Here is a 22,620-nt window from a genome sequence, read left to right on the forward strand (position 1 = left end):
AATGAGATTATATGATGCGAGTAGGTCTGTGAAGGTCTTTTATTTGATCAGAAAAAAGAGAGGGTGCTACTTGCACCCAAACTCCACAGTATAATCTTTCCAAGAATCAATCGAATGTTTTTCCATTGGGACATTATAGGCCCTGCCATCTTTTAAATCGCGGAATGTATCTTTACGATTAATATATGTTTCCCCGCGATTAATCGAGGCCGCGAAATAAAATACACCATTTTTCGTTGTGGCCACATTAATTGTTTCTTTTGGTTCAATAGGCAATAGACCTACGGCGAGCCATTCATTATCTGTATTTTTATAGTAGTAGGCCGTGTAGATACGCTTGTTGCATTTATTTTTTATAAAAAGGTCGATAACCTTATCATGTTTATGCTCAATTGAAGTCCATTGTTCTTCAAATTTCTCGGGAGAAAATTGATTAGTGATAATGGACTTTATAATTTGATGGCGCTCTTTTGTGAGGAATGATCCACCATTTGAAAAACGTCCATGAGATGAAATAACGCCCATCACGTAATGAAATCCATGCTCTTTAGAGAACATTAAAATGGGGCCACCACTTTGACCACTGTAGATATCGCAATCGAGATTAAGCTCTTTGTTATCTACAATATGGGCAACACAATCTCTTTCATAGTATTGAGTACTTTCTCTCAAATCACCCGGATAACCAATTGTTAGAACTGATCCTAGATCAAATTCTGCTCGTCCCCAATATGAGAGATAACCAAGGATTTCTCCTGCATGTTTTCCGTCTTTATTGGATTCAAGCTCCATTACGGCCATATCATCGGCATCATTAACAATTTGTCTGTTGTTAGCATAATTTCTAACGAGATAGGACTTTTTAATTTTAAAACGACCAAATGGAATATCGTTCAGGCGTTTAACTCCAGGAATGAAGTAGGCATTTTCAATAGCTGGATTATCGGTTGCTGATGAAAAGACACAATGGGCCGCTGTTATAATAAAGTTCTTCGCGATTAAGCTCGCTGAACATCTTGTCTTTTTCTCCAGTCCAGAATCATCTGTATAGGTTGACTCTATTAGCCCAACTTTATTAGACATGATTTTGTCTAGGCTTCCATACTCACTGATAATTCTATTGTCCTGGCCAATGACCATAGCAGAGCTCTTAATTTGAGAGTTTGCGCTTTCTCCTACTTCTGTTTTACAGGCAGCTGCTAGAAATGTGAGAGAGAGACTAAGAACAAGTGTGTTTGTGTATTTCATAAAAAACCCTTAGATACTGATTTCTTTTATTCTAAATAAAATAATCATTACTAGGGTCAAATATTGAAAAATATTCAGGTGTGTAAAGAAAGCGAACACTTTTTAAGTGTTTGAAATTATTGAAGATTTTCTTCGTTAAAGTGAAACAAATCGCGTACTTTTAGTGAGGTGTTGGAAGGGACCACTTGAGGCCTTTTTTCAAAAGGGTCATTGCCTAAGTCATACATTAGAGTTTCATCATATCTTTTGGACCAGACATATTTTTTTGGCCATTCGATGGCGCCAATATATTGTCCATCGTAAGGTTGAAGAACTGGTGCGAATGATTCTGTTGCGCTCAACATAGATTGGCCCATAACTCGCGCATCGCCGTTGAAGTGAATCAACTCGTAAATTGTTGGAGCAATATCAATTTGTGAAAAGGCGAGATGATCAATCTTTTTGGGTTCAATTTTCCCTTTCCAAATAGCAATAAAAGGAACTTTGAAATTTTCTTCAAAGCTTCCCATTTCATTTGAGTAATAATCATGTTCACCAGCAGGAAAGCTGTGATCACCCGTTATAATAATTAAGCTATTTTCGTAAAGATTTTTTTCCTTCAAAAGAGAGATGAACTCCCCAAGATATTTGTCGCTTAAGTGAAGAGAGTTTAAAAATCTTTCCTTTCTTCCTTCTCCTTTTTCCCCTGGAAATAGGAATCGTTGAGACACAGGGATGCGATTGAATTTCATGTGATGACTAATGGTCGCCATCATAGAAAAAAGAGGCCGATCAGATTTTTTAATGAGTTCTAAGGACTCATCAATGAATTGTTTATAGCTAAAATTGTCTTGAATTCCCCAGCCCCAGATATTTTCGATTCTTTGAGCTTCTGTTAATAGGTAAGGTGAGGCGCTTTTAATATTTTTAAAGCCCATCATCTCCATAAAGTTTTGAGTGTTATCAAAACCAAGATTCCCAAAGCTTTGGAAGAAGAAATTTTGATAGCCATTGCTTTCAAGAGTTTTGGGCAGACAATCGACTTTGTCTGTACTCACTTTATAAGAGGCTTTTCCTTGGATGAGGGGAAGTCTTGAGCAAAGAATACTAAAGTGACCCTTCACCGTCTGAATTGAATTGCCATAGAAGTGTTCAATATAAAGACCTTCATTAATGAGTTCATTTATTATTGGGGTCACAAACTTATCTTCAACTTTCTTATTAATATACAGACCATTAAACGATTCAAGGGCCACAAGGAAAATGTGTGGTTTTTGATCTTTGTTGTCGCTAGTGAATGTGGTTAGAAATGGATTTTCTTTTTTACTCAGTTCACTATAAAGCGCACCTTTTTCAGTCGGTTTGAAATGATAATCAAGTGCAGTCTTAACTGTATATGAAATCTTCTCATACAGATAAGGAGAGTTAAATACTGCTGTGATATAAAGAGCAATCAGAACGACACCGAAACGTAAGCTTCTATGTTCAAAATTTTTAGAAAATATTTTTTTCCAAAGTTCGAGAATAATTAAAGCAGGGATGGCGTAAGCGGCCATGAGTAGGTCTTTAACTTTAAATGTGTCCAGAATGACATTCGCACTTTCAGGGTTGAATGCATCTCGAATATTATTTATGAAAGTTGCGTAATCAAATCCACTTGTGGTGCGGTAGTGATACTTAAAGCCAAAGTAATAAAGGATAATCAAAAAGATTCCCCAAAATGTTCTACTAATTCTACTTTTGCACGTATGGTTAAAAGTTTCGCTAAGAAGAAAGAGGCTAATAAAACCAAGACCTACAAGAATCAAATCTTTAGGGGCGAGAGAAATTGTTTGGATGTCGCCGCGGCTCTGAAAATACAGAATAACCATCACATAAAGTGACCATAAGACTTTTGTTGTAAACCAAGTTTTGTTTAGATTGAACATTTGGAAAAGCTAGCATAAAAAGGTAGAATTGACAGTAGCTTTGTGCAATCCTTGGCCGAAAAACAATAGAGTGAGATATATATGACATTACCCTTTAATAAATCATTAATCATTATTCCTACTTATAATGAAATCGATAATATCGACAAAATGATTAAGACAGTTTTCGGACTTTATCCGCAGATACATCTTCTTATTATTGAGGATGGCTCTCCAGATGGAACTGCAGAAGTTGTTAAAAAACATATGGAGACTAATAAAAATCTTCATATTATTGAGAGAAAAGGGAAGCTTGGACTTGGGACTGCTTATTTAACAGGTTTTAAATGGGCCCTTGAAAGAGAGTTTGATTTTGTCTTTGAAATGGACTGTGATTTCTCACATGATCCAGCACAGGTGAAAGACCTACTTGAAGCTGCTCAAAATGCAGAACTCGTTATTGGATCTCGCTATATTGATGGAATAAGAATTATCAACTGGCCATTTAGAAGACTGCTTCTTTCATATTGCGCTTCTATCTATACTCGTTTTGTTACAGGTATTCCTGTCTTTGATACAACTGGTGGCTTTAAATGTTTTACGAGAAAGGCCCTTGAATCTATTAATCTTTCAAACGTCATCTCTAACGGATACATCTTCCAATTAGAGCTAAATTACAAGGTTTGGTCTAAGGGACTTCGTGTTACTGAAGTGCCAATCATTTTCTATGAGAGAAGAGACGGGCAATCGAAAATGGGTAAAGGTATTATCTTTGAAGCATTTTTCAACGTTCTCAAGTTGCGCTTTCATAAGATGATGGGCAAATTAAATTAGAATCTTGCCGAAAATCCAAGAGTCGGTCGATACTCTCTATCGCTGCCTCTTGGTCTACCTGTAAAGACTACAGTCATTCCCGCATTCACTCGAATTCTATTATTTAAATTTATCCCTAGACCAGCTCCAGCATAAGGAGAAAGATAAACAGCAGGTTTTTTTGTCGTTGTAACACCGGCCTCAGTTCTTTCAATTTCTGATTGGCGGGCATGTCCACCAGCGCGAAGGTAAAAGCTCACGATTTTTCCAAGTCTGAATGATGATCTAATACCAAGCATTCCTGTATTGGAAGTCTCTTTAATCGTAAGATCTCTATCTACAAATGTTTCTGTATCTTTTGCTTGCGTGGCCTCTGCTTCTAGTGACAGAAGAGGGACCCCAAATCTTACTCGAACTCCATAAGTTAATCGGTCTTTTGAGTGCGCCGTGGGTTCAAACTTCATCACGCGCTCATATCCAACGATAGGCTCGATTTCGACTAGGCCCCTCAAAGAAGATTGTTGGGCCAAGGTTTGTAATGAGAGAAATGTTAGGAAAATCGTTATTAGAGTTTTCATAAGTCCATTTTGCAAGATTTATGGGGCAAAGAGAAGCGTGCAAACTATTCCCGTTATCGTACTAATCTATGGATATGACTTGGGTGGAAGTGACTGCCGATTGAATTTAAAAATAAGAGTGATTTAATAATAGAAAGAGTGCGAGGACAGAGGTTGTGGCCGACAAAAAAACTCAAATTAAAGAATTTGAAGAGATCAAAAAAGAATTAAAGAACTACGTTCGAACGAAGCGTTTTTTTACTATTTTCAAAGGTGACGAGAAATTCTCATGTCATTTTGAGAGCACTTCGGACTCGGATTTTACAGTGAAGATGTCAACTCTTCTGGCCAAAAAGGCCTTTGATGAAAATGCATCTTATAAGTTCACTGGTGGAAAGAATGGAATTTTTGTTTCATTCCAAGCAAAGTGCTTAGAGGTGGGTCCTTATGCATTTCGATTTCAAAATCCACGTGAGATTGAAGTCGTACAAAAAAGAATGCATCCAAGGATTCACACACTAGATATGCTCTATCCCTTTGTTGTAGTTGATATTGATGGTGAACATTACACTTTTAAAATGTTTGATCTATCGCAAGGGGGATTGGCCTTCTTGGTTCCAAAAGAAATTAAGGGACTTTTTATGGAAGGGCAGCATTTGTTTTTCAAAAAAATTGGGCGTCAAGATTTCAATCCACATCTTGAAGCAAAGATAACGCATATTTCAGAATACCCATTTGAAGGGAAGGCATTTTATAAATTAGGGGTACAGTTTATTCGTGTACCAGATCAAATCTCGGTCAAAATATGAAAATAACCTTAGTGCTTCTAACATTACTTTCTTCCCATGTATACGCTAGTTCTGTTTTTGATTTCTTTCATGAGCTCGAAAATGGATTCGAAAATCCTAGAGTGTTGTGTGATCCGAAATATTATGAGAATCAGAAAAAAGATGAGAAGCTGTTCCAGCAATGCGCAGTTTCCCTTTGTGGAGATGTTGATCCTAATAGATCAGCAGTTCTTTCTGATCATAATTTTGATAAGTATCTTGATGTGAGAAAAATGCAAAAATTCGAAGAGTTTGTTCCAACTATTAAGGACAAGCTTGCACGCACAAAAAAGTATTTTATCGATGCTGCAAAGAAACTTGGATCAGAAAAAGAGATGGCAGACTTTATCAAAGAAGATCATCCTGAGCTAGAATTCACTGTTTATCCGCAATACACTTCAATCGAGATTGATCACAGTAAGCCAATCGAAAAAAGAATCCGATATGTAACTAAAAAAATAAAAGATAAAGAGCTACAGGCCGGAATTGATGATTATATAAAAAGGCAAACTAAACTAATGTATTCATCTAAGTCAATGCTTCATTCTATTGGAGCTTATACTAAAGATGAACTCGTAGGAGTTTTAGAAGAGCTTTATAGTAAATATAAGTCTCTTCCTCAAATGAATCGTTTTGAGGAGGAAGAAGGATATAATGACAATAGCATTGAAGACTTTTATGAAGAAGCACTCAGAGATCCAAGTGATACTTTTGCTGTAAGTAAAGTCCTTGCTGAATTAGAAAACGCCATCATCGTGAATAAGCAGGAAGAAGATGGTTTTCTTCAAGAGAGTCCATTTAGTAAATATGATTGTGGAAGTTCATCTCTTTGTAAAAAAGGAATTAGGGCCCACTTGAAAAAACTTCCTTTTAAAGAAGCAAGTAAAGAATACTTAAGCAGATTAAATGATAAGGGACTAGAGTCCAAAATTATTGCTGATTGTCGCTCAAGCTATGCTTCAACTCTTATGAAAAGAGAGGAAGAGAATAATTTTGAAGAAAATATAAAAGAAGTGAAAAAGCGTTTTGGAAAAAATGTTTTAGGTAAGTTAAGTCAAAAATCTAGAAACGAGTTTATGAATTATTTGAATAATAAACTTAATTTTAGCGTGAAATACTCTAAAGAATCTGAAGCTGAACAATTTGAAGCAGATCTTCAATATAGTGATTATGATGCCTACAATGGAAAATCTGAAGCGAGTGATGCTGTAAGTATCTTATTGAGCATGACTCAATATAATAAAAGAAAACACGACCCAACTCCAATGCTAAATGTTTGTTCAGTTGGTAGTCCATATCTTGTTTGGGATATGTTTCTTGTTCGCGGTTCGGAACTCTACAATGATGTCGGTAGTACAGACATGTCATATGAAAAAGACAATATTATCGTTTCAGAGTATTCTTGCTCTCACTTTCATCATGGAGAAGGTGTTGTTGCTCACGAAATTGGACATGCTCTTGCACACCAATTTAAATCAGGAGATCTTAGTTCCGAAAGTAAAAAGAAGTATTTAAAACTAAGACAATGTGCCAATGCAAATTATAGTTTTTATAATCTAGATGAAATACAAGCATTTGGAGATGGATTTCCCGGTGATAAGCTTAGAACTGAAGAAGATGCAGCAGATTTAATCTCATTTAGTTATCTTGGAAAGAAAGGGAAGAATGATTCATTGTATTCATGCTCTCTTATTGATCCTAGCAAAGATTCCACAAGATATGCTGATCTTGAAGTTGATAATATTGGATCTGGAGATTCTCACTCATCTGGCTTTTTTAGATTAATTAAAGAGGCCGTAGCACGAGATGTGAAGCTATCTAGTGCTTGTGAGAGCGTTATCAAAAAATATAAATATTACGGATTTAAAAAATGCGATTTATAATTTTAGTATTATTGATGTCTTCGAATTCTTATTCATTTGAAGTGGAAATTAAGAAAGGGCTTCCTTGGAATAAGATTTCTGTTAATAAAGATATGGCCCATATCAAGGGTGCTGAAGTCAATATGAAAATCGATAGCACAGATTGTTCTCGAGATCTGGTAGAGGAATTTGAGGGGAAACTAGAAAGTAGCTTTCAAAATTCCCCGAAAGTTTTGGCAACAAAAGAGGCAGAGATTATTTATGTGATTGAAGGCAAAGAATATCAGGCCACAAGAAAATCACCTCTAGGCCAATTTCTTATTCAACAACCAAGAATATTTCAAAGCATGAAAGTAAAAGAAAAATTCCGTAAATGTCTTTAAATTTTCTTTTGATACTCAAGCTCTCTAATTTTTGTATATTTTAAAAATGCATAGAGAGCATTGATATAACAAATGATGAAGCCATAGCGTCCGTCTAAGAAGCCTCTTTTCAAAATATAATCTTTAAGAAATTTCAAGAAAGGGCGAGTGACAATTTTAAATGTACTCGATCTTTTTCCTTGATCAAATGCCGCCTTCGCTGCAATTGTCGTAAATCTATTCGTTTGATTGATATGATCAGTCACTGAATCGTAACTATAGTGAAGAATATCACCCTTCAAGTATTCAATTTTTGCACCCTCATTCATAATAATGAGATCATGCGGGTTTTCTCCGCCCCAACGCCCTTTGTGCTTATTAAGGAGTCTAAGCTTGCGATCGGGGTACCAGCCACTATAACGAACCCAGTGTCCAGCGTAATTGGTTAGTCTGTTAAAGAAGTACCCATCGGCCGAGAAATTCTCTTTCGCCTTGAGTATTTCGTTGCGAAGCGTTTCATCGAGGGCCTCATCGGCATCCAGTGATAAAACGATATCGTACTTTGTTTGCTCTAGTGCAAAGTTCTTTTGTTGAATATACCCACCAAAAGGGTTTTTGATGAAAACGACGTTGAATTTTGCGCATAGTTCCTCTGTTTTATCAGTGGAAAACGAATCAACAACAATGATTTCATCGACTATGCCTTCAAGAGATGCAAGGCAACGCTCAATTTTGTCTTCTTCGTTAAATGTAATAATGGCCGCAGATATCTTCGTCATAAACTTAACCTATGTATTTTGGGTCGTTTTTGCTATTATAAAGGTCATAGGATTCAATGGAAAATAAAAAAAAACTGATGGAAAAGAATATAAAAAACATTCTAATTGTCAAAAATCGGGCCATGGGTGATAGCATCATGGGCCTTTCCACTGTCTCTTATCTAAGAGGACTCTATCCTGAAAGCAAAATTTACTACGCTCTTCCGGGGTGGATTGCCAAGCTTTATAAAAATGTAAAAACAGATGCCGACGAAGTCATTGCCTTTGATCTAAAAGGAATGAAAGACTGGTTTGCTAATTGGAAGAAATTAGATGGTCTTAATATCGACCTCGTTTATGAAATGCACCAGTCCGGACGAACGGCAAAGTTTTTTAAGTTCTATACATTTTGGAAGAGAATTCCTTATTTTTTTCACAACCATCATTTAAAATCTGGAACAAAGGTATTTGACCAAGGTGTTATCAAGGCCGTGATTCAACGAGACTTGGATGGTGTGTATACTTATCTTGGTAATGAAGATGGGTACCCAAAATACTTAGATTTTGAGCCCTTGATGAAGCCTTTAAGTGGAGAGTGGATTCAGGAGAAGAAAATTATTTTTGGAGTTGTAGCTACTCGTGAAACAAAAATGTGGCCATTAAATTTCTACGTATCCTTGGCGCGTATGATTTATGAATACAATCCGAAAATAAAAATTGAAATACCACTTTCTCAATCGAGTGCTGATCTTAAAATCAAAGAACAACTCAATGAACTTGGCCTGCCAAATAATACACATATAGTTCATTATGGGCTTGATGTATTACCTGAAAAAATTGCTCAGGCCAAACTCTATATAGGAAATGATACAGGCATAAAGCATTTGGCCATTGCCACTGGTGTAAAGTCTTATACACTTTTTGGTCCAGAGCCTCCAAATGAATGGCATCCTTACGATGAAATGAAGCATCCTTACTTTTATAGAGAGGGTTTAGAGTGTCGTACAAGAGATGCGCATTATTGTGGCCTTTCTACATGTGACAGTATGATCTGTCTCAATGAGATTCGACCAGAATTTGTATTTTCTACAATTAAAAGAGATTTAAATGAATTCAATTAATGAAAATATCCTAATTTCAGGAATCACATTTATAAAAAATGGTCTTACTCTAGGTTATCCAATAAAAGAGAGTATCGAGAGTATCGATGCTCTTTGTGATGAGATCATTGTTAATGTTGGTTTTAATAATCCTGAGTGCACAGAAGATGATGGAACCTGGGATTATTTAACAAAAAATTTCACAGGACCAAAGTTTAAATTTTTAAAGTCATGGTGGAACCCTGATGTTATGAGTAAAGGCTTAATATTGTCTGAACAGACAAATATTGCGCTTGAAGCTGCAACTGGGAAATACTGTCAATATATTCAAGGTGACGAATGTCTCCATGAAGACGATCTTGAATTGATTCGTAGTGAAGTTAAAAAACTTGATCAAGAAAAGGATGTCGATGGCCTTGTCTTTAAATATGTTCATTTTTATGGAAATACTAATATCCAAAAAGTAACAAAGAAAACATACCGTCAGGAAGTTCGTCTTATTCGCAATGGCGTTGGAATTAAATCTTGGTTAGATGCCCAAGGTTTTAGAAAGGCCGATGATTCTAAACTTCTTTGTAAAAAAATTAATGCAACAGTTTATCATTATGGATGGGCAAGGGCCGAGCAAGTAATGAATAAGAAGACTGAAGCTTTTAATAAGCTTTATCATGGAAAAGATTTTAAGTCTGAAGAAGTTCGTTATTCTCGCATTTGGGGGCTTCGTCCTTTTACCAAATCTCATCCTAAAGTAATGGCAAAGTGGATTGAAGATAATAAAAACGAAATTGATATTCTCTCTCTTCCCCTAGATTTTAAATGGGGTGATATTCGTTTGATGCTTTCTGATTCATTCGAACACATTAGTGGAATTCGCCTAGGTGAGTACAAAAATTTTAAATTGAAAGGTTAAATATGAAAATTGTCTTTGTTCATATGGGAGTTCTTCCTGTTAAGACTTATGGTGGAACTGAGCGAATTATGTTTTGGCATATGTGTGAACTTGCTAGGCTTGGACACGATGTCGTATTAATTGGAAATAAAGAGAGTGATGTTGAGCGCTTTGGCATTGAGCTAATTGCACTTGATAAGAGTGAAGAAAGCAAATGGCCAACTCTTGTTCCAAAAGACGCGGATATAGTTCACTTACAGTATAATTGGAAAGAAAAGCTCTCTGTTCCTCATATCAATACGGTGCATGGAAATGGACAGCCCGGCGAAGTATTTTATAAAAATACTGTTTTTGTTTCAAAACGACATGCCGAAATTCATAATGCAAAGGCCTTCATCCATAATGCTATTGCCCTTGAAGAATATCCCTATGAGCCGCCAAAGGAACAGAAATGGGAAAATTTTTTATTCTTGGCCAAAGCATCTTGGCGCGTAAAGAATGTTAAACATACAGTTAAAGTTTGTAAGAAGAATAAAAAGCACATTTATATTGCAGGTGGAAAGGTTTTTTCATTTTCCAAGTATGTTCATAATGAAGGAATGGTAGGCGGCGAGAAAAAAATGTCGCTGCTAAGAAGCACTGATGCATTAATATTTCCTGTTCGATGGGAAGAGCCATTTGGAATAGCAATTATTGAGGCCATGAGCCAAGGACGTCCCGTTATTGGATCACCTTATGGCAGTTTGAAGGAGTTGATTACTCCTGAAACGGGAATTGTTTGTCATAATTATGATGAACTTGATAAGGCCATTTCTGGTTGGGAGAACAAGTTTAATCCTGACGTTATTAGAAAATATGTCGAAGATAATTTCTCGGTTGTTGATTACACAAAAAAATATCTAGAATGCTATGAAAAGGTTATTTCTGGACAGGACATTAATGATTCACAACCATGCTTTAAGGGGCCAAAAAGAGCAGAGGATTTACTGCCCTTTTAATTGTTTTTCAAAATGGTGTTTAAGTCATTAACTGCATAGCGCTTGAAAAATACGACACCTAGTTCTTTTGTCTTATTATCGAATTGATTGATGTTCGCATAAAATTTGCGAGCATCAAATTCTTCTTCAAGTTCATATTTGTCATCTTTGTAGCGAAATAATCTCATGAGCTTTTCATCTTGAAGAAAGACAGCTTTAACTTCTGGATCTTGTCCATCGTATAAGGCTTCGTTTTCAAGTTTTCTATTAGGGACATTATAGTTCTTAACTGAATTGTAGCTATCTAAACTTATTAGTGACGGCCCAGAGATACTTGTACTTGAACCAATAGTCCCACTGGCCGCCTTTGATGAGGTAGCGGCTTCTGCGCTTTTTTGAGTCTGGCCTTGCTTAACGGAAGCTGATGTCCTTTCATTTTTGACATTAGATTGGTCTATCATTTGTTCTTGATTAACATTGCTATCAGCAACTTGATTATTTTCACGAAATTCTGGAGTGTTTAAATCATAACTAGGAAAAGAGAATTTTGCTTCAGCGGTTGAACCCGGAGTCGTGTTGTAATTTGGTTCATAGCTGCTTTTTCCTTTCGAAGAGAAAAAATCATCGCGAGATTTCTTCTTCGAAAGACTACTAATCTTCTTATTAATATTAAAGCGATCTTTTGATGTAAGATTTGGATTTGTATTCAATTCCTTATTCAAACGAGCAATTTCATCTTGTTTTCTTTTAATCTCTTTTTTATAAATTGAGGCCTTAACTTTGTCCAAAAGATCTTTTTTACTGTCAGCAAAAAGATTGATTGAGTTGCCATACATTTTCTTCAATTTTGTTTCTATCGTTTTAATGCGGGCCTTGTCGTTTTCAGATAGGTTGCCTGAGTCTATGATATCCTTTGCTTTGGATATAATGTCTTCAGCTTCTTTCTCTTCATTAGAATTGTGGGATATGACTATTTCAGTTTGTGTTACATCTGGAGTAAAAATTTCAACTTCAGCAGATGTGGTTATTGCCTTATTATTTTCCGGGTATAAACAGCTGAGCTTTTTGATGTTTTCTTTGAAGTCTCGATCTGCAACTGTGAATTCATTTTCAGCATTCAAGTAAAAATGCATTTTGTTTCCAATTTCACTTGTCGGATTACAAGAAAAACTTAGTTTCGCTGTGATTTCTGAACAAAGACGATTTTTACTTGGTATAGTTGGTTTTGCTTGTGCTAAAGATTTACTTTTAAATAGTTTGTCCATAATGGTTTGAATCAATGCACTCTTTGCAGCAATCTCATCAGAATTTTTACATCGCAAGTCTATCTCTGGAAAGTTTGCGGCAACATCAAATAGAAGTTGTCTGACTTCTAATGGATATGACGTCTTTACATCACAAATGCTTGTTATAATTTCATTTCGATAAGGAGTTTGTCCATCAGTATTAGCTAAGATAAAATCTGAAAATGAGTCGTGATTTTTTAATACATTTTCAATTCTTTGAAGGGAGTCTTCTTTTTTTGATTGAATATCTTTTCCATAATATTCTTGTTCTAGCTTATCTTCTGTGAAGTTTGAGCGTATGATTTTGTCTTTGAACTGCTCGCCACAATATTCGAACTCAGAGAGATCGCATTGCGCATCTTTAAAGCTCATTAATGAAATAATGGCATTTTTGTTATAGACATCAAAATTATCTTTAAGTCTTTTATTAATTTGATCCTTATATTCATCCAGAATTCCATCAGTGCATATTTCTTTACGTGAACGGTTGGATTTTAGTTCGCAAATACATTCATTAGAAGGAAGAGGGCTGATATCGCTAACAATTGTATGTGTTTTAGTATTTATGGCCTTACAATAATCTCCAACAGACATGACTTGAACTTTGTTGATAATCTTATCGACATCATTTGCCAAATCATCTTGGGTTGATTCTTCATTATTTGCCTTATCAACCGAACATACTCCTAGATTTAAGCCTCTATATTCTTTCGTTTCTAAACCGCAGAAAAATTTATGGGCCTCATTATATTCAAGGGCATGAACATTTATAAATGTGAGAAAAGTGCCTAGAATGGCCAATGATTTTGTTTTCATACAAAGTTTTATCGACAAAACTCATTGATTACTTGAGATAAAAAATCTGTCTTGGCATGGAATGTGCTGATAGATTATTGGATTGTATTACCCTCGCAGGTGCAATTTATAAATGCAGTTAGTTAGGGTATCTTATTTTTAGACAGTGTTGAATAATTCATCATAAGTTGAGGTGTGTCGCTATTATTATAGCGGATGTTCATATGATTATTGAGGCTTAGTGTTTCTACTTCTTGGCATAGAGTTTGTATATATATTGGTATATCGAATCAATATGGGGAAGGATTTATGAAAAAGCAACTATTTACACTAATTACTCTTTTGACAGTGTTTAACTTTTCGACACTTGCTGGAGAATGCTCATTTCAAAGACCTTCTGTAGATATCAATGATTCAATTATTGAAAACCTAAATCTTGCTGAAGTTGCTGTTTCACAATTTAGCAGACAAGATAATCTATACATTAATGGTGAAAGCGGTATTCACCCTGAAGATAAAAGAGTGCAGAAAACTGCCAAATCTCCAAAGTTCCTAGATGCTGTTGGTAGATTAGAAATGAAGTTCGCAAACGGAAAGACGACATCATGTACTGCAAATTTAACTGATACTGTTCCTGGAAGAGCATCAAGAGTATTAACTACAAATAGACACTGTGTTTTTGATAAGAAAACTGGTGAAGCGCCAACTTCAATCAAGTGGACTACTAAATTGCAAGATGGTTCAACTATTACTAAAGTTGTTAAAGTTGAAATGCAAGATGAAACGACAGACGTTGCACTTTTATCATTTGAAACAGCAATTCCTTTCTCAAAAATTCAACCACTACTTCTTGAGGCCGAAATGATGTTGTCTCCAACTGATATTGGTTATTATTCAAAAAATATCGTTGCTGCGGGATATTCTTCAGATAAAGAAATTGGTAAAAACGGTACAGTTTTAACGTATACTGATGGACTTCAGAGTCAAACTTTAAGAAATGGTGCCAATCGTTCAATTGGTATTAATACTTTCTCTTTTGGTGGGGCCAGTGGTGGAGCGCTAATTGCTGATGCTGATTTGTCAGATGAAGACATTGAAAATCCACACGGACAAAAATATATTTTAGGCACTCTTATCGGAGGATCTTCTGCCGCAAGTGTTAGATATAAAAGTTCTAACGGAGCAGAGGGATCAAACGCAAATCTTTTTTCAAGCTACGAAAACTTCTTCAAGCATGATGGAGAGGGGATTTTTAATCAATTGAACTAATTAATTTGGCATAGAACTTGAATCATATTTAGTAATGAATATAGATATGAGGGATGTTCTATGAAAAAACAACTGTTTACAATAATTACATTTTTGACAGTGTTTAATCTTTCGACACTTGCTAATGATTGCTCATATCAAAGGCCAAGTGTTGATATCGACAACTCAATCTATGACAATTTAGACCTCGCAGAAATTGCAGTCGCTCAATTTCGAAGAAGTGATAATCTTTATATTAAAAAAAGCTCAGGTGGAATTCATCCTGAGGATAAGAGAGTTGCAAAAACATCTCGATCACCAAAATTTTTAGATGCTGTCGGAAGATTAGAAGTAAAGTATCCAAGTGGTAAGACATTTACTTGTACTGCAAATTTATCTGATACAGTTCCGGGGAGGGCCTCAAGAGTCCTCACAAGTAACAGACACTGCTTTTACAATGCTGAAACAGGTGAGAAGGCAAGTTCAATAAAGTGGACGACTAAACTTCAGGATGGTTCTGTCATTACCAAGATGGCCAAACTTGAAGTTGAGGATGAGGCAACAGACACGGCCCTTTTATCTTTCGATGAACCAATTCCATTTTCAAAAATTAAACCACTTATTTTAGAAACTGAATTAACTCTTGATCCAGATGAAATGAGTCTTTATTCTAAAAATATTCTTTCAGCTGGCTTTTCATCGGATAAAGAAATTGGCAAAAATGGTTATGTTTTAACTTATTCTGAAGGACTTGATGGTCGTAACTTTAAAAGAGGAGTGACCAATAGTGTTGTTATTAATGCCTTTACTTATGGTGGTGCAAGTGGCGGTGCCTTGATTGCTGATGCCGACTTATCTGAGGAAGATATAGAAAACCCTTACGACCAAAAGTATCTCCTAGGAACACTACGTGGTGGTTCATCTGGGGCGACTGTTGAGCACAGAAGTGGAAATGGTGTTGAGGGATCAAACTCAAGTATCTACTCTAGCTATTCGAGTTTCTTTAAGCATTATGGTGACACAATTTTTGAAAAACTAAATCACGAATAACCTGACCCAAATCATCTTTTTTGCCAATTTCCCCCAAGACAAGGGGGAAACAAAAAGAGTATAAATGCTCCATGGCAATACTAAAATTTGAACACATTACAGAGTCGTCATCTATTGGAGAAAAAGGGAAAAACCTTGGGCTTATGGCATCATGGGGTCTTCCTGTTCCAGATGGCATGGTTTTAACTTCACTTCCTACGCTTGAGGAATGGCAATCCATTCTCAGATGGTGGCAAGAACACGAATATCACTTACTCGCAGTTCGCAGTAGTGCCTGTGGTGAAGACTCGGCCGAGTTCAGTTTTGCTGGTCAAAATAAGAGTTTTTTGAACGTTAAAGATGAAAAACAATTAAAAAAAGCGATTGAAGATTGTTTTGCTTCAGTTTATGGCGATTCAAGTATTGCTTATCGTGAACACTTCATTGGTGGCAAATCTAAAATTGAGATGAACGTAGTTCTTCAATTGATGGTTGATCCAAAATTCTCGGGGGTTTTCTTTTCTAAAGATCCACGAGGATTGAATAGCTCTTGGCTGTTAGAAGTTGTTGAAGGACTTGGGGAAGCTCTCGTTTCTGGACAAGTGACTCCTAAGAAAATTACCGAAGATAAAAAAGATTTTTTTGAAGGATGGGAAGAATCTTTTACTCAGAAAATTTCTCATGCAGGTATTAAGCTGCGCGAACAAATTGGTGCCGAGATTGATATGGAGTGGGCGATAGATCACTTTGGTCATTTTCATGCTCTTCAGGTTCGTCCTGTAACTGCAATGGGGGAAAATACAAAAGAACTTCTAGAAACAGAATTTAAGAGACTTAAAAAGCATAATCCAGAAGGAGCTGTTTGGGACGGTCAAAGTTTCGCAGAAGTTCCAGGATTACCAACGCCTTTAACTTTCTCTGTTTGGAAAAATGCATTTGCACCAGGGAAGTCATTTCACAAAGCTCTCGTTGAACTCGGCTATTTAGGATTTGTGGATGAAGACTTCTCTCCTCATGATTCTGTTTTTGAGAGCGTTTTTGGTCGCGGATATATTAACCTTGAGAAGATGAATAGAATCTTTTTTGGTCCAATCCCGTATCGTCTAGACCCTCTACCTTCACCGCATTTGGTATTTGATGCTAAGAAGATTGATAGCACAACAGTTTTTCGCACTCCTGTGTCGCTTTACCACATGGTTAAAGTTGCTTTTGAAGTTTCGTCAAACCGTAAAAAATGGATTTCTAAAATTGAGAAAGATCTTCTTCAATTTCAAGAAAAAATGCAAAGACCTGAAAGTGGTGATCTTTATAAATCTTGGGACATTGAGAAGGTTAGAGATCGTCTTTCAAAAGAAGTTCAAATTTTTTCAGAGTATTCACTAACAAATACATTTGTTCTCATATTATTAATTCAAGCAACAATGGAATCTTTAAAGAAAGTTCTTGTTTCTATTTTTTCAGATAGAGAAAAGGCCGATAGAACTTTCAATCTTTGGTTGGCCAAAGGGCTTAAAACTGTAACTAGTGAGATGGGGCTTTATTATATAAAGGCCTGTGAAGACTCAACTAAAATTCCATTTTATCTGTCACGTTACGGACATAGAGCACCAGGGGAGCTAGAGCTTCAGAATCCACGCTTTTCTGAACTTGCTGATAAGGCCTTTAAGTCAACTGGTGGTAGTTCTTACGAAGATCATAAATCTAAAAAGCAATTTGATATAAATGCTGAGATTGAATCAATTAAGAGTTTCAAAAAAGTCTTAATCAAAGAAGAATGGGATATTTTAAAATCACTACTTCAATTAAGAGAAAAATTGAAACTAGAAATCTTGCGCCCATACGCCCATATTCGCTACCTCGCACTTGCACTCGGAGAGAAAACTGGTTTAGGCGATGGTGTCTTCTGGCTTCATGCTCACGAGTTGTGTGAGGCCCATTTTGATATGGATATTGAACTTTTAAAAAATGTTGCCAATAAACGTAAAGCACAACACAAGGCCTTTGCGTCTTTATCACTACCTCTTATTTTATCGCTTGATGAAATTGGCAACGTCGTTGAGGGCGATTCCAAAGATAGTGATGGAATACTTGTCGGAGATCCGATCTCTCCAGGTGTTGCCAAAGGTATTGTTAAAGTTATTCATGATGTTAAGGAGATTGATTTTGCAAATCTTCCCCAAGACCTCATTATTGTTACAGAGGCCACTGATCCGGGTTGGACTCCTGTGTTTACTAAAGCTCGTGGAATAATCGTGGAAAAAGGCGGAGTTCTTTCTCACTGTGCGATAGTCGCAAGGGAAATGAATATTCCTGCAGTTTCACAAGTTATGGGTTGTTACAAAAAATTAAAAGACGGTGACGTCGTATGGCTGGATGGAAATAATGGAAGAATTATCGTTAAATAGTGACGTTATATATTATGGGATTATCCCAACGGTTCTAATCCCACTGACGCTGGTAAGTTTCGTACTTAGTATGATTGCTTCATTTATTGCAGGTCTATTTGGGATTAAACTTAGTACAGAAGGCCCTCGAAAGCTTGTGGAGCTTGTGTTGAAACCTCGCTTTATTGCAATGGCGGTTGTGATAAATCTTGGTGTTTTTGGTGTTGTAAAGGCCTATGAATTTGTAGATAGAATTCCTACTAGCTTTCTGCGCATCAAGCTTATGAACAATGAATCACCATCTGAAATTGAATATAAAGATGCAAGCGTTTCAGATTTTAAATTTAAAAGAAATTTAAACGCAAGCTTTTCAGATTATAAAGTTCAAAAAGAAGTGAAATTTGACTCTGGAGCTTTCTATTCTCCTGTTGTTTCTGGCGATTCTCTTTTTATGGGAAGTGATGCCGGTGATTTCATGGAACTGGATAAAAAGACTCTCGAAAGAAAAAGAGTTCTTCACCTAAAGACTTTTTTATCTTCTGGAACATCAATCCATGATGGCTTTGCTTATTTTGGAGAAGGTGAGCATAAGACATATATGGCGAGAATTTTTAAAATTGATCTTAAAAACTTTTCAGTTAAAGATTATTTTAAAACGAAAGGTCATACAGAAGGAACAGGAGCACGCTTAGGTGAATCGTTAATCTTTCCGGCGGGTGACGATGGGATTTATAGAATAGATCTTCATACAATGAAGAAGATGTGGCATGCAAAAATCGGACACGTTGATTCAGAAGTTTCTTATGATGGAATTAATGCTTACGTTGGTACTGCACTCGATTCAAAGAGGGGAGGAGAGTACGCTAATGCTTTCGCTCTAGATTTGAAAACGGGTGAGATTATCTGGAAGAAAAACCTGATTGCATCGAGCTGGTTTAGACCACTGGTACTCGATGAAAAGGTATGTTTTGTTGTTGGTGAAATTTACTTCGAGTCTCAGATCGGTGGAATTGAATGCTTTAATAAAGCAAATGGAGATCTTGTTGGGAGTCTCAGATTAAGTGCTCCAGTAACTTCAATGATGATTCTAGTTGATTCGAATATTGTTTTTGCAAATAACAGTGGTGAAATCTGTTCTGTAGATTCTGTAACATTACAGAAAAATTGGTGCACAAAAACTGGTGATGATAAGTATTCATATAGTTCTGTGAATTACGATGGGAACAAAGACGCCTTAGTCTTGGCCTCTCGAAAACACGGATTCTTCGCAATTGATCCAGATGACGGCAAAGTTTTGCAACAAGTGAAGTTTGGAGAAAAAGAAAAGTTCTACGCGAGACCACTCGTAGATGAACAGAATCTTTACGTTGTTTCCTTAGATGGGATGGTGAGGATCCTTAATTAAAAAGATCCTCGAAGTCTTTCATAGATAGCTTACCAGTAAATAAGCTCTCATCATTATCTGGAAGGAGTTCGTTAAAGAGCTCCTTTTTCATTTCTTGTAGCTTTAGAACTTTCTCTTCTACCGAGTTTTTAATCAAAGGTCTATAAACAGTGAGATTGTTCTTTTGACCAATTCTATGGGCCCTATCAATGGCCTGGCTCTCAACAGCAGGGTTCCACCAAGGGTCCATGATGAAAACGTAACTTGCCGCAGTTAAGTTTAGTCCAACACCCCCGGCCTTAAGGGAAATAAGAAAAACAGAAGTTTTTCCGGCCTGAAACTCTTCAACTTGAGTTTGACGTTTTTTAATAGACTGTGTCCCATCAATTCTTGAATTTTTCCAGTGCTTATCCCTGATAGCACTTTCAATAATATCTAGGTAAGTCGTAAATTGTGAGAAGACAATGGCCTGATGACCCTCTTCAATAATTTGCTCTAGTTGTTCAAGTAGAAATTCAATTTTTGTTGATTCAAGATGTTTATAATGAATGGACTGCATACTGTTATGGTTTTGCCATAGACAGCTTTGACGTAGCTCTAATAGACCTTTAAGGATTTCACCATATTTTTTCTTAGAAGGAGAAGTTTGAATTCTTTTTCTAATATTAGAAAGTGTTGTTTCGTAAAAGTCTTTTTCACCATCATTAAAATTAAGATAAACATTATTCTCAATTTTCGGTGGGAGTTCTGTGAGAACTTGCCCTTTAGTACGTCTTAAAATGAACGGACTGGCGGTTTTTCTTGCCACCAATCTCGATTTTTGAGTTGATGTTGTTCTAATGAACTGCAGATCTCCCCAAACCCCAGGAATGGCAAGATCGAGAATATTATAAAATTCGGCCAAGTCATTTTCAACTGGAGTACCCGTTAGACACACTCTAAAGTCTGATTTAATTTTTCTGGCCGCATAGGCCCCAAGTGAGCGGATATTTTTCAAGTGCTGAACTTCATCTAGGATAAGAATATCGAATTCTTTTCCAGCAAACGCACCATCAATTTCTCTTTTTAGAACACCATAACTTGTAAGAATGATTTTTGTATCGTCTGGAAAGTTTCTCTCTCCTCCGTGATAGATATAAAGGTCCATATCGGAGAATTTCTTAATCTCTTGTTCCCAGTTTAGTAGAATCGAAACAGGACAAGCGATCATTACTCGATTAACTTTATGATAGACACTTTTTACAAATGTAATAGTTTGAAGTGTCTTACCAAGACCCATATCATCAGCAAGACAGGCACCTAATTTGTTTTCATAAAGAAAACGCAACCAATTATAACCAGTCTTTTGATAAGGTCTTAGGATTCCTTGTAAATTCTCTGGAACTTCATACTCTGGCATTTTATCCAGTGTTTGTAGTCTGTCGCAAAGATCGAGCTCTTCTTTAGTCAAGGCCCCATCAATCCCAAGTCTTCTTAGTTCAAATAACTCAAAAATTCTTGCGCGATTAAATGGTAATACAAATTTCTTAATACCTGTTTCTGTAACATTCTCTTCAGTGGATTCGTACTTTGTGTACTTTTTCATGAACTTTAAGAGGTCTTTTTGTTCATTTGTTAAAAGTACAAGCCCCTTTTTAGTGAGAGCAATATTATTGTCGAGATCGGCATTTTCAATAACATATAAATCTTCGTTATCAACATTTAATTCGAGATCAAACCATTGGTTAGAAGAAAGTCTTCTTTCGAATCTAATACGTGACGACCAGTTTGCTATCTCATGACGATCATAGAAAATTGTGATTCCATGAATGGCCAATGATTTGTAAAATTCATTGAGTCCAGTGAAGAGATTGCTCTTAGCGATTTGAAAGACTAGTTCTTTTCTATCTTTCATATAATCAGCATATCTAAAGAACATTTCTCCAAAGTTTTGATACAGAGAACATAGAATCTTGATTAGAACATAATTGTCATAGTGGCAGATCTCTTTAGTCTTATGATCGTACACCAGTGTTTCTTTAGTCTCTTTCATATAATTAATAAGATCGAGCCACTGTTCTCTTTTAGATGAAGTGAGCAGTGTTCTCTTATAATTTTCAGAGTCTATGGTGAATGAATCAGTTAGCTGTTCGATAAATGTATAGGCGTCTTTTTTCTTCTTAAAACTTGTTAGATCACCGCCCAAGAAAGTAAAAGAAGTTAGAAAATTTGGAGGATAGACTAAATTTTCATTCTTATCGAAGAAAACAAGTTTGAATTCAACAAGTCCATTTCTTTCCCCTTGATTAAGGGTGATACGGCATTGGGGCTCAACACTTGCTATATCTTTTAGCTCAGTACCATCAATTTTGATAAGTGCTTCTTCATCTTTATCAATTGATTTGATGAATTTGATAAGTTCATTAATTGAAAGCTTGTTATAGCTATATCTAATTTTTTGAACAAGTGCTCTTAGATTTCCACCAAGATTAATGGCCTTACCATTTTTCCAGTTGAATATATAAAGGTTTTCAAAGATAGAGATTTCTTGGAAGTGTTGACCATCTTGATCAATATAACTAAATTTTAGAATTGGATTTTCTGCAATTTCTAATTCTTCATCTTGAAAACGAGTCGAGGTCGCAATATTAATGACCAGCTTTCCTTCAAATTTTTCAGGAGTAGGAAAGTTTACAACTTTCTTGTCATGAAGAAGGTATTGAAAGGCAGAGTAACTCATATTGGGGTTTGCACCTTCAAGTTGGTGCGTTCCCGCAATAATAGTTCCGTACTCACTAACTGTAACACCAACAGCACTGCTAAGAGCGATGGGAGGCAATGGGGTGTCGGGATTATTTTCTACAAATTTTTCATGTTCTATTTGTAGGAGATAGCAAATATAGAGAGCGCAAGTATGTTCACAGATGCCTTTTTCCTGCCATTCAAAACAATCACAATTCGAAGTTAGTGGCGGCTCTTCTGTTCCTACAAGTCTACTTTTGAAAACGACTTTACACTCATGCGATCTATCATCTCTTACGATACCAGAGGTGATAAAATAAGTTTCAGGACTTCCTTTTGTGAAAGAGATAGAAACTTTAGATGAACGGATGTACCTCAGTGCTTTTTGCACTGTTGGTTTTGAGAAGTAATTCTCAGATAAATCTACAATTGACTGAGGCAATTGGTTACTTGGTGTAGTCATAATTATTCCGCTCTATGAACGTATAATTATA

The 22,620-nt window shown here is 36.1% G+C and carries 17 protein-coding genes; 11 read left to right on the forward strand and 6 right to left on the reverse strand.

Going from position 1 to position 22,620, the window contains the following annotated elements; all coding sequences use genetic code 11:
• Positions 1-66 precede the first annotated feature (66 nt).
• Both M899_RS12235 and M899_RS12240 read right to left on the reverse strand, forming a co-directional pair.
• Positions 67-1,248 (reverse strand): trypsin-like serine peptidase, encoded by a 1,182-nt coding sequence (locus M899_RS12235; protein ID WP_021271851.1) that lies wholly within the window; start codon positions 1,246-1,248, stop codon positions 67-69.
• Positions 1,249-1,364: 116 nt separating this feature from the next.
• Entirely contained in the window at positions 1,365-3,155 is a 1,791-nt protein-coding gene (locus tag M899_RS12240; protein WP_081653824.1) for an LTA synthase family protein, read from the reverse strand.
• A gap of 81 nt (positions 3,156-3,236) precedes the next feature.
• On the opposite strand from M899_RS12240, the gene M899_RS12245 reads away from it, so the two are divergent.
• The gene (locus M899_RS12245; RefSeq protein ID WP_021271770.1) at positions 3,237-3,968 is read left to right on the forward strand and encodes a polyprenol monophosphomannose synthase; all 732 of its coding nucleotides are present in this window, start codon (positions 3,237-3,239) and stop codon (positions 3,966-3,968) included.
• Here the strand turns inward: M899_RS12245 and M899_RS12250 are convergent.
• A complete protein-coding gene (locus M899_RS12250; RefSeq protein ID WP_021271874.1) occupies positions 3,965-4,525 on the reverse strand; it encodes an outer membrane beta-barrel protein in 561 nt (186 codons plus the stop codon). The two genes, M899_RS12245 and M899_RS12250, sit on opposite strands and share 4 nt — an antisense overlap.
• A 155-nt stretch (positions 4,526-4,680) precedes the next feature.
• Between M899_RS12250 and M899_RS12255 the strand changes: the two genes are divergently transcribed.
• The 3 genes from M899_RS12255 to M899_RS12265 are packed head-to-tail and all read left to right on the forward strand — an operon-like array spanning position 4,681 to position 7,576.
• The gene (locus tag M899_RS12255; protein WP_021271783.1) at positions 4,681-5,313 is read left to right on the forward strand and encodes a PilZ domain-containing protein; all 633 of its coding nucleotides are present in this window, start codon (positions 4,681-4,683) and stop codon (positions 5,311-5,313) included.
• Complete coding sequence (locus M899_RS12260; protein WP_021271944.1) at positions 5,310-7,214, forward strand: hypothetical protein; 1,905 nt, start codon at positions 5,310-5,312, stop codon at positions 7,212-7,214. Before M899_RS12255 ends, M899_RS12260 begins: the two co-directional genes overlap by 4 nt.
• Positions 7,202-7,576: a hypothetical protein gene (locus M899_RS12265; RefSeq protein ID WP_231370278.1), complete on the forward strand. Its 375-nt coding sequence runs from the start codon at positions 7,202-7,204 to the stop codon at positions 7,574-7,576. The genes M899_RS12260 and M899_RS12265 overlap by 13 nt, the downstream gene beginning before the upstream one ends.
• Here the strand turns inward: M899_RS12265 and M899_RS12270 are convergent.
• The gene (locus M899_RS12270; protein WP_021271803.1) at positions 7,573-8,334 is read right to left on the reverse strand and encodes a glycosyltransferase family 2 protein; all 762 of its coding nucleotides are present in this window, start codon (positions 8,332-8,334) and stop codon (positions 7,573-7,575) included. The genes M899_RS12265 and M899_RS12270 overlap by 4 nt on opposite strands.
• Positions 8,335-8,411: 77 nt before the next feature.
• Between M899_RS12270 and M899_RS12275 the strand changes: the two genes are divergently transcribed.
• From M899_RS12275 to M899_RS12285, 3 genes are read left to right on the forward strand one after another with little or no spacing between them, the layout of a single operon-like run.
• A complete protein-coding gene (locus M899_RS12275; RefSeq protein ID WP_196801767.1) occupies positions 8,412-9,434 on the forward strand; it encodes a glycosyltransferase family 9 protein in 1,023 nt (340 codons plus the stop codon).
• A complete protein-coding gene (locus tag M899_RS12280) occupies positions 9,421-10,323 on the forward strand; it encodes a hypothetical protein (RefSeq protein ID WP_021271914.1) in 903 nt (300 codons plus the stop codon). Before M899_RS12275 ends, M899_RS12280 begins: the two co-directional genes overlap by 14 nt.
• Before the next feature lie 2 nt (positions 10,324-10,325).
• Entirely contained in the window at positions 10,326-11,300 is a 975-nt protein-coding gene (locus tag M899_RS12285; protein ID WP_021271904.1) for a glycosyltransferase, read from the forward strand.
• Here M899_RS12285 and M899_RS12290 read toward each other — a convergent pair.
• Positions 11,297-13,381, reverse strand: coding sequence for a hypothetical protein (locus M899_RS12290; protein ID WP_021271741.1), 2,085 nt, complete (start codon positions 13,379-13,381; stop codon positions 11,297-11,299). The two genes, M899_RS12285 and M899_RS12290, sit on opposite strands and share 4 nt — an antisense overlap.
• A gap of 288 nt (positions 13,382-13,669) precedes the next feature.
• Between M899_RS12290 and M899_RS12295 the strand changes: the two genes are divergently transcribed.
• The 4 genes from M899_RS12295 (at position 13,670) to M899_RS12310 (ending at position 19,426) form a co-directional block, all read left to right on the forward strand.
• Positions 13,670-14,629 carry a trypsin-like peptidase domain-containing protein gene (locus tag M899_RS12295; protein WP_021271728.1) on the forward strand — a complete coding sequence of 320 codons (960 nt, stop codon included), beginning with the start codon at positions 13,670-13,672 and terminating at the stop codon, positions 14,627-14,629.
• Between the two features lie 60 nt (positions 14,630-14,689).
• Complete coding sequence (locus tag M899_RS12300; protein ID WP_021271869.1) at positions 14,690-15,658, forward strand: serine protease; 969 nt, start codon at positions 14,690-14,692, stop codon at positions 15,656-15,658.
• Positions 15,659-15,729: 71 nt separating this feature from the next.
• Complete coding sequence (locus M899_RS12305) at positions 15,730-18,042, forward strand: PEP/pyruvate-binding domain-containing protein (RefSeq protein WP_021271771.1); 2,313 nt, start codon at positions 15,730-15,732, stop codon at positions 18,040-18,042.
• On the forward strand, positions 18,020-19,426 hold the full coding sequence (locus tag M899_RS12310; RefSeq protein WP_034729189.1) for an outer membrane protein assembly factor BamB family protein: 1,407 nt from the start codon (positions 18,020-18,022) through the stop codon (positions 19,424-19,426). The genes M899_RS12305 and M899_RS12310 overlap by 23 nt, the downstream gene beginning before the upstream one ends.
• Here M899_RS12310 and M899_RS17875 read toward each other — a convergent pair.
• Positions 19,419-22,589: a DEAD/DEAH box helicase gene (locus tag M899_RS17875; RefSeq protein WP_021271785.1), complete on the reverse strand. Its 3,171-nt coding sequence runs from the start codon at positions 22,587-22,589 to the stop codon at positions 19,419-19,421. The two genes, M899_RS12310 and M899_RS17875, sit on opposite strands and share 8 nt — an antisense overlap.
• Between the last annotated feature and the right edge of the window lie 31 nt (positions 22,590-22,620).

Source organism: Bacteriovorax sp. BSW11_IV (assembly GCF_000447755.1).
Classification (GTDB): domain Bacteria; phylum Bdellovibrionota; class Bacteriovoracia; order Bacteriovoracales; family Bacteriovoracaceae; genus BSW11-IV.